The sequence below is a fragment of the Microcoleus sp. F4-D5 genome, assembly GCF_036704885.1.
Taxonomy (GTDB): domain Bacteria; phylum Cyanobacteriota; class Cyanobacteriia; order Cyanobacteriales; family Microcoleaceae; genus Microcoleus.
Window position 1 is genome coordinate 16943 of sequence record NZ_JAUBSX010000035.1, and the last position, 13517, is coordinate 30459.

The window sequence follows — 13517 nt, forward strand, 5'->3', positions numbered from 1 at the left end:
GCTTGTTATTAGAGTTCCATATTTGGGGCGATCGCGCCTCTATCTGCCGAAATAGCTGCTGCCGCCAATAGTAGTATTCCACCTTTCCAGTGAGAAACTGGGAATGCCTCGGGATGCTCTATCTGCTTGCTTTGTTGAACCAGCAGAGCCGCAGAATCTGACATTTCCAGCCAGAACCTGGAAACGAGACAACCATTCTAAATACCCTTTGACTGCAATTACGGTATAATTGGTGAATATGACATAGTAAAAATTCCACATAAATCATGACTGTCGATATAGAGATTTTTCAAACTGTCCTCAAGATGCCAGAATCTCTCAAACAAGAGATATTGCATTATGCAAAATATTTACTTGAAAAACACGCAAAAACTGAATCATCTCAAGAACAAATTGAACAACCTCATGGTTATGGTAGTTGGGCAGGTCAGATCGTTATGTCTGATGATTTCGATGAACCGCTGGAAGATTTAAAGGAATATATGTAACATGGAATCCCTTTTAGATACTCATGCCTTTCTGTGGTATTTGCTTGGCGATTCCAATCTAGGTAGTAAAGCAAAAGAAGCGATCGATACTAAAACAGGTTTGTATTTTAGTATTGCCAGCCTTTGGGAAATCTCTATTAAAATCAATGTCGGTAAGCTTCAACTGAATCGACCATTTGAAGACCTGCCGAAGGAATTGCAATACATTAACGCTCAAATTCTACCAATTACATTTGAAGACACTCTGATTTACGCAGGTCTTCCTCTGCACCACCCTTGATCCTTTCGATCGCATTCTGGTAGCACAGACGATGAATCATTCGCTGGTTCTGATTAGTCGCGATGAGGCTTTTGATGCTTATCCAATTCAGCGGGTGTGGTGATGAAGAAGGCAAAAATTGTACAAGTAAGCCACTTAACAAAAGAGAATATCCAGATACCCGACTTGTTTAAGAAGTCGGGTATCTGGGTATTAGGTTGAATTCTCCAACCCTAAACCGCTTGCACTTGCTTTTCCTCAACAGCAACAGGTTCTTGATATACAGTTTGAGACTCATTAGCCAAAAACTCAGCCAATTGGGCTTCGATTTCATCCCGCACAATCTGGCGGTATTCGAGGAAATGCTCGTTGTGAGCACACACTGTCAAATAATGATCCCAAACAGCAGGATTGCGTCTGAGAATGCTGAACAAATGATGCCAGAACTTCCACCGAGTTTTGCGCTTGACTCCCTGACGCCACACCACAGTTAACAGTGCTCGCAAGTCTATCCAACTGGGAATTCTTGCAGGTATATTTGCTGTCGGTGCACCCAACATTAAGAAATGGCGATAAGTGCGGTCTAAATATTTCTCAGCATCGTACACTTCGCAGAATGCCTCGACATATTCGCGGGCAATATCTTCGAGAGGCCGCGTCGGGATAAAGTTCATTAAAGTAGTCTGATTGAGGTTGCCAGATTTGTCGCGCAACCGCCCTTCTTTTGCTAGTCTGTGGGACAATGCCGTGTGCGGCAAAGCTTGCAGCATTCCAAAGGTTGTGCTCGGAATGGCTGCTGCTTCGGCAAACTGGACAATCCGCTGACCGGCACCGGGTTTTTCGCCGTCAAATCCGATGATAAATCCGGCCATTACTCGCAAACCAGATTTGGCAATTAACTCTACGGATTCTATCAGGGAATTTCGGGTATTTTGGAATTTTTTGGTCATTTGCAGGCTTTCTTCATCGGGAGTTTCAATCCCTAGAAACACTGCATTGAAATTGCAAGCAACCATCATATCCATCAATTCTTGGTCTTGGGCTAAATCGATGGATGCTTCTGTGTTGAAAGTAAACGGGAATTTATGTTCTTCTTGCCAAACTTTTAAGTCGGTTAGCAACAGTTTGACGTTGCGTTTGTTGCCGATAAAGTTGTCGTCTACCATGAACACGCCGCGCCGCCAGCCCAAGTTATAAAGGCAATCTAATTCTGCTATCAATTGTTGGGGGGTTTTGGTGCGGGGTTTGCGGCCGTAGAGGACGATGATATCGCAGAATTCGCACTGGAAAGGACAGCCTCTGGAAAATTGAATTGACATCGAGTCGTAGGCGTCTAATTCCAGCAAATCGAAGCGGGGAACTGGGGTTGTGGTAACATCGGGTTTTACGCCGTCCGATCGATAAATTCCGCTTTTTTCGCCGCGCCCTATTGCTTCGACGAACATCGGCAAGGTAATTTCGCCTTCGTCGAGAATCAGGTAATCTATGCCCGCTGCTTGAGGTTCTTCGGGTACAGAAGTCGGGTAAGGGCCGCCGCAAGCTACGGATTTACCGCGCCGTTTTGCTTCGCGAATTATGTCTAGCAAATCTTCTTTTTGGACAATCATTGCGGACAGAATAACGAGCTCTGCCCATTCCCATTCTGCTTCTGTGATTTGTCTGATGTTGCGATCGACTAACTTAAATTCCCATTCTTGGGGTAAAATAGCTGCTACTGTTACCAAACCCAGCGGTGGCAGCAGCACTTTACGATCGACTAATTCTAAAATTTTCTCGTAAGACCAAAATGTTTTCGGAAACAGGGGGTAAACTAGGAGAACTCGCATTATATGTTAAACCTCACATCAGTAAACAACTTGCGATCGGGCTGGCGGGGCGTGAGAGTTTGATCGGCTCTCAAGACTTCATGTTAAGGCTAAAATTACGATCTTGCACTCGATCGAATATCTGGTGAGGGGTCACACCCCCTAAGATAAATAAATGGAGTGCAATTTTTAGCTTGCAGTTCCCTGTTAAAGTTTGCAAATGCTGATATCTTATCGTATTTGACCGTTAATTGACGATAATCGCATTTAAAAAGCATGGGACTAAGGCAAAAAAGAACTTGAAAAACTTAGCATTATTCGTAAAATGCGCCTCGGCGCACCCTACATATATCTCGTAAGGTGCACATTCCCTCTTCCCTCTTCCTTCTTCCCTCTTCCTTCTTCCTTCTTCCTTCTTCCTTCTTCCTTCTAATTTGAATCTTTGCCGGGAATCCCGCTAGTTCTTAACATATCGGCCACTGTGCCGCAGTAACTCGGCATTCCTATGCTTTCGGGATTCACAAGATTTTGATAGGTAAAATGGCGGTAGCTGATGCAAAATCTATCCCAAGCAGCCATCTGAATTCGGAACAGCCAAATAAAGAAATCGGCCATCCGAGGTGACAGAGTAATCCGAAAAAATATCTTTTTATTCAAATACTTGCAAGCTTGTTCTACCACTTCGTTAGCTGTAATCGCCGGAGTTCCAAGCACAAAATGTCGCGGTTCCTCGGAAGCCGGCGGATGCTCAACTAAATAATTAACTACTTTAGCAATATCTGCGCCGTGGATGAAGTGAAAACTGCCATCTGCCTTAAACCAGCGAATCAAACCCATCCATTTTGCGACAAGCGGCAGGCCCGATGACAAGTGAGAGACGGGTTTTTCTGCGTCTCCTCCCAATACTAATGTCGGGTAAAGTGCCGTAATTGGAGGCACATTTGTCAAGGCTGACAGATGCACCATGCAGTTGTATTTTGAGCTAATATAATCTGTCCCCAGTTCCCCGGCTTCTTTGAGCAAATTGTTGTCTCGACCGAGAATGCTGGCCGTTGAAAAATAAATTACTTGTTGGCAAGTCTGTGGCGAAAGTAGTTGAATTAACCGGAGAGTTTTGGTGACGTTAACGTCAAAAACTTCTTGAGTTCCTCCCCAAGCAGTGGCAGCTAAAATTGCGACATTAATTGTTTGCAGAAGTTCGTCAAATTGCTCGATATCTCGCATATCGCCTTGTATGATATGGATGCCGGGGCGGGCTTTCCAGTCAAATTTTAATTTTTCGGGGTTGCGAACTAAGAGGTAAAGTTCGTGGTTTGTTTCTTGAATCAAAGTTTCGGCCATGTAGTGACCGATACAGCCACTTGCACCCGTTATGAAAATTTTTTTGGCGTTCATTTTGCAGAAGGGGAAGGGGGGGACGGCAAGGGGGAGAATTGGGCTGTTTCATTCTCCTGCAATCCGCCAGGGGTTTCAACCCCTGGCTAATAGCAAAAGTCGGTTTCAACCGACTGAAGAGCACCATTGTTAATAAAAGGCTTTTTTGTGGGTGGCGGCGGGTTTATTTAACCTGTCTGCACTTCTTAAAGCTTTTGGTGAACCAGCCCCTACGGGATGCTTTATTCGCAAGGGCGATCTTCGGTGAGTTAAAACCGACGTAAATATTAATCTTGAGCCCTCATAGCGAGGACTTTAGCTATGAGACAGGGGTTGAAACCCCTGTCGGATTGTCGGACTCAAGCAGCAACTGCAAGCAATTTGTCGGCTTGTTTTGCGGTTTCAAAGAAGAAACGCACGTTATCTTCCGGAGTTCCCGGCAATACGCCGTGTCCCAAATTGAGGATGTGTCCGCGATGACCGGCTTTGCGAATTGTATCAAGAATTCGATCGCGAATAAACGGTTGAGAACCAAACAACACGCCCGGATCGAGATTTCCTTGAACGTTCATATTCGGGCCCAAACGCTTGCGCGCGTCGGCCATATCAACCGTCCAATCGACGCTGATTATATCCGCGCCGGATGTTGTCATGCGTTCGAGGAGGCCGGCGCTACCGGTGACTAACAGAATTAGCGGGGTGTCGGGATGGGTTTTTTTGACTTGCTCGAACACCTGTTTCTGGTAAGGTAGAGCGAAGGTGTCGTAGTCTTGGGGGGACAGTTGGCCGGCCCAGGAGTCGAACATTTGCACGACTTGCGCGCCGCAGTCGATTTGATAGCGCACGTAAACGGCGATCGCATCGGCGAATTTCGACAGCAACTGATGCAGTAAAGTTGGATCGGAAAATGCCATGTTTTTGATGATGGCATAATCCTTAGAACCTTTGCCCTCAACCGCATAGGCTGCCAGCGTCCACGGCGCGCCCACAAAACCGAGCACGGTGGATTTGTTGCCGACTTCTTCGCGCAGGGATTTCAGGATTGTTTTGATAAACGGCAAGCTTTCTTCCGGGTTCAGCGGTTGCAGGTTGTCGATTTGCTGCTGAGTGCGAATGGGTGAGTGGATAATCGGGCCTTTGCCTTCGGCGATGTCCATGTCGATGCCCAAACCCGGCATGGGGGTGACAATATCGGAAAACAGAATTACGCCGTCGGGTTGAAACGCGCGCCACGGCTGAAGGGAAACTTCGATGGCAACTTCGGGAATTTCGGAACGTTCGCGAAACGAGGGATACTTTTCTCGCAAATCTCGATAGGCTTTCATGTAGCGACCGGCTTGGCGCATCATCCACACGGGCGGGCGGTCTAGGGTTTCGCCGCGGGCTGCCCGCAACAACAAGGGAACTTCATTTAATGCCGACATTTTAACTTTTCTCTACCTTAGATATTTCAATGCCTTTGGTAGCTTACCACTGTGCGATCGTCCTTTTCGATCGAAAATTCGGCGATCGGGCCGCATCAGCTATTGTCTGTCATTTCGAGGCCCGTTAGCGTAGCGATCCGAAGGAAAGCAATTGCGGGATCTGTTTTGTAGGGTTTCTATTTTCTGGGCTGATGAACTAATTGGTAGACCTTGATTTGCGATCGAACTGTGGTAGTTTGCGAGGGCCTTGAAAAATCGCTGAAACGACGGTATTTCGTCGATGCCCTCGCAGCATTGCTGGGCAAGGGTTTCAGCGATTTTTTCTGCGGGGTTGAAGGAGTTTTGACGGATATTTTGGGAGGCCCTCGCAAATGGCCTCTGGAGATCTTGCCGTATATATGGTGTATGATGGAGTGCTCCCCACTCGCTGGGGAAACTAATTGAATGGAAACATTATCTACTTATACCAATTTAATATGAAGCTGCATAGAATAGGGCTTCTAGAATAAAATTGTAAGATGACAACGAACAGATTTGCGAGCGGAGTGATTTTTTCAAGAACTTGTTGCAAGCGCTCTCGTAGTTGCCCAAAAGTTGTAAAAACCTCTCCAACAAGTTGCTGTTTGATATATTCCCAAACCCGTTCAATTGGATTAAGTTCTGGACTATGTGAGGGCCCACAGACTGGAATTAAATTTTCTGGCCATGAGAGTTCATTAGTGATATGAACACCCGCTCGATCCATTTGAATTAGAGCAATATCTTCACCCAATTGTAGAGAAAGAGCGTCATTCGATTTTAGATTTTAGATTTTAGATTTTGGAGGCGACCCCACGGATTAATTCGGGGGCTTGAGGATTTTAGATTTTAGATTTTGGATTGACTCCACGGATAAATCACGTGGCGGGTACCACCTTTGAAATTCTTGGTCAATAAATTGCTGGAAATCTTCTCCATTAAGATGGGCATATTCTTGGCAAAAATGCCAGCCACTCAATGGTTCGACTACCCCATACAACCAAAAATTTTCACGCTTCCACAGTATGGGAGCAACTGGTTTTACCCCCCGGGCTGTAATTACTTTTCCCGTCAACGTTTTCAGTCCCAAACGGGTAACATCAAGACACAAATATCGTAGCCGTTTACCCAAACCCAAAAAATTTTTTTTGAAACGTCAAGACTGCTGGGACGATGTTTTTTTCCACCATAATACTTGTATTCGTTCTCTTTGGCTGGCAGTACGAGTATTTTTTAGTTTTTTTTCTAAAAACTCTGCACTTTCTTCAATTTTGATTTTTAAACTACGACTCATAAACGCACCATAAAAGCTATCTCTCCATTATATGCAACTTCACATAAAATTGGTATTACAGGTTTAAGACTTATTGCTGGTAGGTTTGATTTGTTGCAGCGCAGGCAAGCTTGCAGCGCAGGTTAGGCGGGCATAGGGGTAAATTCACGCCTACTGTGAATTTGCACATTTGAGAGAGGTTGGGTGCTATTAACTAGTGCATCCCGGCAGAAGTAACTGACCACCCCTTGGGGTGGTAAAAAAAAGCTAAGACGCGCTCGTGCCGAGTCGATGTGTATGTTCATTATCTACGTCTACTCAAGCCCCCAGCTTGAGCCGTGGGTAATGCCGTGGGTAATTACGAATTAAGAATTGGAGCGAAGCGACTTGACAATCATATTGGCGCTTTTGGCGTTACTTCTGCCACTGTGTACTAGTCTATCTTGTACCGATTAGGAATCAAGCGGACCTAGCAACAAGCTTCCAATCGATTGCGGGTCTTCGTTGAAGTAGTATTCGCGGATAGCCTCCACCATTTCATCGGTGGTGATATAGCCGCTGCCATCCTTATCGATCAGGCGGAAAGCCACACGTGCATCGGCCTTTGGCACGTTGATCAACGTATGCATCCAAAGTTCATATTCCTCTAAACTTTGACGACTATCGCCATCGACATCGACGATGTCCATGACCGCCTCGCAAAACGGACGATAGCCTCGATCGTAGTTTTCAGGGGTTACAAGCATACTGTTGGCAAATGCATTCTTGTATTCGGCTTCGCTGATACGACCATCTGCATTGGCATCGGCAGTGGTGACAAGACGCTGCCAAAGTTGCATGGTGAGGTCATATAACCGCTGTCGCGCTGCGGAATCAGGTCCATGACCAAATGCCTCGCACATCCTGGCAATAGCCTGCTCGAAATCTGTTTTCTCAACGTAGCCATTGCCATCAAAGTCGTATCCTTTAAAACGTCGAGCGAGCTTTTTATTGAGAAATGGTGAAATGTTCATAAGAGATATTTTCCTTGTCGAGTTAAATGAATTAATGATTGATACCAATTTTACATGAAGTTGCATAGAATAAAGATAATGTTGAGAGGTGATGAGTTATGGCACGTCAACTGATTGTGGCGATCGCAGAAAGTGCAGAAAGAAGGCGAGCAACAACTAAAACACAGTCGTATCTAAGCGTCAGAAAGAACGGTTGCAAATGTTGTGGTGGCTAAAAACTGGACAAATCACGAGCGCATCAAACCCTGGCCAAACGTCTGGGACGCGATGGTTCAACGGTAACTAGGTGGCTGCAAAAGTATCGTCAGGGAGGATTGTCCGAATTGTTGGCCCTCAAGAGCGCAAGAGTGAAAATCGCCTCACTTGAGCGAAGATGCGATCGCCGGATTACAAAAAAGACTGGAACAGCCACGCCTGTTTCAAAAGTTACGGAAAAATCCTGGAGTGGCGTTGTGGGAGACCGATCGACTGAACCTAACATACCCCACAGTCTATTATTGGTTACACTATCGGCTTAAAGCTAAATTAAAAGTGCCGCGCCCCAAAAGCGCGAAGCAAGAACCCAATGCCGATCGGCGTTTTAAAAAAACATCGAAAGAGCCCTGTTGACCTATCAACGCTTATTGGGAAAGGGACAACGGTTGCGTTACTTGTGTCAAGACGAGACTCGCTTAGGACTCAAAACCTTCAAGGGGAAAGTAATTATGGCGTTTGGGGTAAAACCGATCGCACCGGTACTCTGGAAACGTGACAATTTTTGGCTCTGGGCGTGTGGTCGAACCAATGAGATTGCTGGCATTTTTGTCAAGAATACGATCGCCTCAATACTCAAAGATTTCAGGAGTTTATTGATGCCCTCTCACATCAACTGGGAGATGACATCGCACTAATTCAAGTTGACCAGGCGGGGGTTCATGTAACCAGCGCACGCGGGCGTGGCCTGACAATTTGATTCCCGGCAAGTCAACCAGCTCATAGCCCGGAGCAAGGGTCCCATTGAAAGGGCGCAAGCAATTTATCAAACAACAATTCAAGGGAGAAGTGTTTCTGACACTTGGGGAATTGCGCGAACGACTGGCAGGAGGTTCTGCAACAAATCACACCTGAAGAAATCAGTTCACTATCTTCTTACACTTTCATTCTGGAAGCTTTATTCTATGCAGCTTCATATTAAATTGGTATTACAGTGATGGCTGTTGGGGAACCACCTACACTTAATCAACCCATGAGACTTCCTTTCGATGAAGGAGGGGAAGTGTTCATTTCCTACTACATTTAAATTGATATTCAGGCGTACCTTTAACCAGTACGCAAGGTACAAGCCAAGGATTAGACCTACAAACAAACCTAAGCACTTGACTACCATATCATCTCCTTGTTCACCAGGATAGTGCTAACAGGATTGATGCCTCTGGACACGATCCAGAGGCACCACGAACATACTCTCCACTCGCTGAGGAAACTAATTGAATGGAAACTAGCGAGGCAAAGAAACCCGATTTCTACTAAGAAACCGGGTTGATGAACCCGCGCTAGTGTCCAAAATATAGAACCGATGAAGCACAAATCCTGCGATTGCTTCGTTCCTCGCAATGACAAGAAACAGTCCTCGCAACGACAAGAAACAACTTACCTCGTCACGCACACTCCGCCCACCACTACGCGACATTGATCGCGGCCGGCATCGAATCTACTATCATTCAGCCTAGCCGACTCTAAATTTCTAGTCCGCGAATTGTAATAATAATCTCCCGCCGGAAACCTTCTATTCGGGACAGCGCAGTAAGTTGAATCTTGATAGCCATCGTCAAACCTTACTCTCACCATAGAACGTCTCTCGCGACAATCAACAGACCGCAAGTCAAAATCATCTTGCAAAAGCCGTTCTCTGTCATATCGATCGTTATCTCGCCCGCTGTACCAATCGTCCCGTGAATTGCGAGATCGTCTGCCGTCCCCATCAATTCCCGCAACTTCCAGCGTGTAGCTACCGCCTCTGGCAGCATCTTTTGCTAATACTAAAAGCTTGTAATCACCAGTACGGGGAATTTGATAATTAAAAGAACGGTCTTGCGTAAAGGCGACTTGTTTATTGTTACCGTAAAACAGCACCATAACGGGAGTAAAACCGCGACTTCTATCTGTGTCTAAAAACACTTCAATGTTATCGCCTTCCCGAGCACTGAAAGTGTATTCTTGACCCCGCAATTCTTCCGTCGGAGATCCCGGTGTCCACATATTTCGGAAACGGTAAATCGGCGAAGTGCGGCGAATTACTCCATCTATGCGCTCGTTATTCCGTATCTGTTCGCCAACAGCACTAGAGGAAATACCAGTAAGTGCCAATCCTGTAACTAGGAATGCGGCAGCAATACTGTTTAACAAGTTGTGTGCTTTCATATCAACCTCTCGAAAATTTTAAAATCTTTTTGCTTTTTTGATGCCGAGATTTGCATACACAATCCATTTTAAATGTAATTTCTGCCAACCGTGTCAACCTCACCCAACCAGACTCTTTAGCGGGTGCAAAATTTCAAGCTAAACTCACAGACGTTTATCCCCATTCTAAAGTTGCGATTTATCGCCGCAAATCAGCAATCCCGATTCGGCGTCGAGACAAGCCGTAACTCCCATAGGTAAAGCAGCGTTGACGCCCTCGTGCCCGAAGGGCAAATCCGAGACAATGGGAATATTCAAGTCCCCCAGCCGATCGCGCAAAACTTCTTCAATCCTAAAACTGGGAATACTCGGGTCAATCTCGCAGCGGCTGAAGCGCCCCAAAGCAATGCCCCGCACTCCTGCGAAAGCCCCCGCCATCCGCCACAAAGTCAGCATTCGATCGACCCTGTAAGGAGCCTCAGAAACATCCTCAAATGCGAGAATAACCCCGGTCAAATCCGGTTGATACGGGGTTCCGAGCAAATGAGAAGCAACCGTCAGATTCGCCGGAAACAGCGGCCCGGTGGCTTGTCCGCTGCCCCATCCTTTACCTTGCAAAGATGGTAAGGGACGACCTTCGATGCAGTCAAAAAGTCGATCGACAGACCAATCCGGTTCATCCGCCAAAGTTGTCAGCATCGGCCCGTGAACGCCCCAAATCCCCAATTTTTCGTGATTCCACAGCAAAGCAGTAATGTCGGAAAAGCCGATCAACCATTTCGGCGAATGGGAATCGGGAGTTGGAAATTGGGAGTTTTCCGGCTTTCCCACTTTTCCTTTTTCCAAAAGTCTAGTGCTGCCGAAACCGCCTCGAACACAGAGAATACCGCGACAATCCGGGTCATTGAGGGCATCTGCTAGCTGTCGGACGCGGTTTTCGTCGGAACCTGCCAAATAGCCCCAGCGATCGTCAAAACCTGGTGTTAATTCAACTCGATAGCCGCGAGATTTCCAAATTTCTACACCCTTTTCAAAGTTGGTTGATTCTCGCAAAGTGCCACTAGGGGCAACTACTTTGAGCAAATCTCCTGGTTGCAGAAATTTTATGTTAGTCATTAGTTATTAGTTATTTGTTATTTGTTATAAGCTGTTCTACATTTAAATTGTCTGTTAAAAAACAATTCCCCGTATTGTGGGGAGTAGGGGCCCTAGCGTCCCGCCCGCCCTGAATATACAACTTAAATGCGCGACAGCTTATCGTGTTTTGTGAATTAACGGTAATTCTGTAGGGGCGGGTTTTAGCAACCATCAACTATTAAAACAAACAATCTCCAAAACCCGCCCCAAACCCAGGGACTATCGACATCAACATTACCCACATTTAGATATTTCGTTGGGTGGGAGCGGGTTTTCGAGATTGTCTGTTTCATGCGGAAATTTTCTGTGAACCCGCCCCTACGGGATAGGGTTAATTATTGATTTAGGAGTGAGTTTTTCAGATTGTTTGTTCATGATTGCTAAGGCAAAGTTAGAATTTCCACCCCAGAATCAGTAACAGCCAGAGTGTGCTCGAATTGAGCCGAAAGCTTTCCATCTTGCGTGATCGCAGTCCAACCGTCGGCCAAAATTTCCACTTCCCAAGTACCCTCATTAATCATCGGCTCGATCGTAAAAACCATGCCTTGTCTGAGCTTCTTTCCCGTGCCCCGCTTGCCGTAGTGCAGAATTTCCGGTTCAGTGTGAAAGACTCGGTGAACCCCGTGCCCGGCAAAATTTCGCACTACCGAAAAACCCTGTGCTTCAGCATATTCTTGAATCGCTGCACCGATGTCCCCGGTACGAGCACCCGGTTTAACTTCCGCAATTCCTCTTCTGAGACATTCCTCAGTTACTTCCACTAACTTTTTAGCTACAGGCGAAGGTTTCCCGACAAAAAAAGTTTTGGAAGTATCGCCGTGATAACCATCTACTAAAGGCGTTACATCTATATTAATAATGTCACCTTCTTTAAGAATTTGTTTAGCATTCGGGATGCCGTGACAGACAACTTCATTGACGCTTGCACACAGAGATTTAGGAAATCCTTTATAACCTAGCGGAGCGCTTTTTGCTCCGTGTGCCAAAGTCCAGCGTTCGGCTTCGTCGTTAATTTCGAGAGTGCTGACACCCGGTTTTACCATCGGTTCGAGATGTAGCAAAAGTTGAGCTGCTAAGCGACCGGCTTGGCGCATTTTTTCTATTTCTCTACTGGATAAAAGCACTAAACGTTCGGTTGCCATAGTTTCTGTTTTCTTTTTTTCTGGTCGATTAAGAGTTTATTTAACTCAATTTTAGAATAGATTTGAACCAGCGTTCAAAACGATCGCCCAAAGCTTCCAAAGAGTATTCTACCTCTGCTTGTCGCCGGCAAGCGCTGCGGTCAATTTGGTCTAAGCGGGCGATCGCACCTACCAAGCCATTTACACTATCAGGCTCCACTAAAAAGCCCGTCAGTCCGTCTCGAACAATTTCGGCCGGCCCCCCGCGCTCGTAAGAAATCACAGGTACACCGCACGCTAAAGCCTCGATCGCGACATTTCCGAAAGCTTCAACCCAACGCGGCGTCATCAACAATGCTCGGCACTGCCGGACTTGCTCTTGCATTTGGGTTGTTGTCAAAAATCCTAAATATTCTACCGGAGCATCCGGGTAATCTGCACAAATTTTTTGCCAATAATCCTCATCTTGCATTTTGCCCATAATTTTGAGGGGAATGCCTGTAATTTTCGCTGCTGCCACTGCATCTTCTAAGCCTTTTTCCGGGGCGATGCGGCCCAGCCAAGCTAATTTGGGTTCCGGTTGGCTGCCAAATTCGTACAGCGATAAATCGATGCCGCTTCCCAACAACTGACATTTGCCGGCAAAGGCAAAGGTTTCGGCTTGGGAAAGGGTGTAAACTCCGATCGTGCCGGGAAACTCTACTGCTATTTGTCCGGCAATGCGATCGAGCGATCGCGAAAGCGATCCCATACTGATAAAATGGGCGATCGGAGTTCTAAAAAATGGCGTCAAATAAAACGGCAGCCAATCGTAGGCAAAGTTAACAATGACATCCCATTCATCCTGAACTTTGCGAGCGTATTCCCACATATTCGCCAGCACAGCATCGGCGGGCATCACAATAGCAGCATTGTAATCTTGTGTTTGGGCGGTTACTTGCAAATCGCCTGTTATTTCGATTACTGGAATTGATTCTAAGACCGAACCTACTGGTGCTACAACTGCTATTGTATGACCTCTGCGGTGCAATTCTTTACCGATGTTGAGGACTGTAAGTTCGACTCCGCCGCCCAAACCCGAACCGAGTTGACCGACGGAAGTTGACAGGAACAATATTTTCAAAGAGTTAGTAGTCATTAGTCAGTTGTCATTAGTCAGTTGTCAGCAGTCACTAATTGTAACACAATCTAAATTCTAAATTCTCTCCTCTCAAATTTCAAAGTTC

The 13517-nt window shown here is 46.1% G+C and carries 13 protein-coding genes; 3 read left to right on the forward strand and 10 right to left on the reverse strand.

Going from position 1 to position 13517, the window contains the following annotated elements; all coding sequences use genetic code 11:
- Nucleotides 1–8: 8 nt before the first annotated feature.
- Nucleotides 9–164 (reverse strand): hypothetical protein, encoded by a 156-nt coding sequence (locus tag QUA80_RS17575; protein ID WP_333426406.1) that lies wholly within the window; start codon nucleotides 162–164, stop codon nucleotides 9–11.
- 102 nt (nucleotides 165–266) lie between these two features.
- Here QUA80_RS17575 and vapB point away from each other — a divergent pair, with 102 nt between their 5' ends.
- On the forward strand, nucleotides 267–488 hold the full coding sequence (vapB, locus tag QUA80_RS17580; RefSeq protein ID WP_333426407.1) for a type II toxin-antitoxin system VapB family antitoxin: 222 nt from the start codon (nucleotides 267–269) through the stop codon (nucleotides 486–488).
- A gap of 1 nt (nucleotide 489) precedes the next feature.
- Nucleotides 490–768, forward strand: a complete 279-nt coding sequence (locus tag QUA80_RS17585; protein ID WP_333426408.1) for a type II toxin-antitoxin system VapC family toxin — start codon at nucleotides 490–492, stop codon at nucleotides 766–768.
- Between the two features lie 212 nt (nucleotides 769–980).
- Here QUA80_RS17585 and QUA80_RS17590 read toward each other — a convergent pair whose 3' ends face one another.
- The 5 genes from QUA80_RS17590 to QUA80_RS17605 all read right to left on the reverse strand — a co-directional run bounded on the left by QUA80_RS17590 (nucleotide 981) and on the right by QUA80_RS17605 (nucleotide 7654).
- The gene (locus tag QUA80_RS17590) at nucleotides 981–2573 is read right to left on the reverse strand and encodes a B12-binding domain-containing radical SAM protein (RefSeq protein WP_333426409.1); all 1593 of its coding nucleotides are present in this window, start codon (nucleotides 2571–2573) and stop codon (nucleotides 981–983) included.
- 408 nt (nucleotides 2574–2981) lie between these two features.
- Nucleotides 2982–3947: an NAD(P)-dependent oxidoreductase gene (locus QUA80_RS17595; protein ID WP_333426410.1), complete on the reverse strand. Its 966-nt coding sequence runs from the start codon at nucleotides 3945–3947 to the stop codon at nucleotides 2982–2984.
- 338 nt (nucleotides 3948–4285) lie between these two features.
- The gene (gene hemE, locus QUA80_RS17600; RefSeq protein WP_333426411.1) at nucleotides 4286–5350 is read right to left on the reverse strand and encodes a uroporphyrinogen decarboxylase; all 1065 of its coding nucleotides are present in this window, start codon (nucleotides 5348–5350) and stop codon (nucleotides 4286–4288) included.
- Between the two features lie 457 nt (nucleotides 5351–5807).
- The gene (locus tag QUA80_RS33840) at nucleotides 5808–6095 is read right to left on the reverse strand and encodes a transposase (protein ID WP_445302254.1); all 288 of its coding nucleotides are present in this window, start codon (nucleotides 6093–6095) and stop codon (nucleotides 5808–5810) included.
- A gap of 998 nt (nucleotides 6096–7093) precedes the next feature.
- Entirely contained in the window at nucleotides 7094–7654 is a 561-nt protein-coding gene (locus QUA80_RS17605; protein WP_333426412.1) for an EF-hand domain-containing protein, read from the reverse strand.
- Nucleotides 7655–8259: 605 nt separating this feature from the next.
- Between QUA80_RS17605 and QUA80_RS17610 the strand changes: the two genes are divergently transcribed.
- A complete protein-coding gene (locus QUA80_RS17610) occupies nucleotides 8260–8544 on the forward strand; it encodes a hypothetical protein (protein WP_333426413.1) in 285 nt (94 codons plus the stop codon).
- Nucleotides 8545–9283: 739 nt separating this feature from the next.
- Here QUA80_RS17610 and QUA80_RS17615 read toward each other — a convergent pair.
- From QUA80_RS17615 to QUA80_RS17630, 4 genes are all read right to left on the reverse strand, one after another.
- Nucleotides 9284–10054 (reverse strand): hypothetical protein, encoded by a 771-nt coding sequence (locus QUA80_RS17615; protein ID WP_333426414.1) that lies wholly within the window; start codon nucleotides 10052–10054, stop codon nucleotides 9284–9286.
- 165 nt (nucleotides 10055–10219) lie between these two features.
- On the reverse strand, nucleotides 10220–11149 hold the full coding sequence (locus tag QUA80_RS17620; RefSeq protein ID WP_333426415.1) for an LD-carboxypeptidase: 930 nt from the start codon (nucleotides 11147–11149) through the stop codon (nucleotides 10220–10222).
- 401 nt (nucleotides 11150–11550) lie between these two features.
- Complete coding sequence (gene map / locus QUA80_RS17625; RefSeq protein ID WP_333426416.1) at nucleotides 11551–12312, reverse strand: type I methionyl aminopeptidase; 762 nt, start codon at nucleotides 12310–12312, stop codon at nucleotides 11551–11553.
- Between the two features lie 40 nt (nucleotides 12313–12352).
- Entirely contained in the window at nucleotides 12353–13429 is a 1077-nt protein-coding gene (locus tag QUA80_RS17630; RefSeq protein ID WP_333426417.1) for a glycosyltransferase family 4 protein, read from the reverse strand.
- Between the last annotated feature and the right edge of the window lie 88 nt (nucleotides 13430–13517).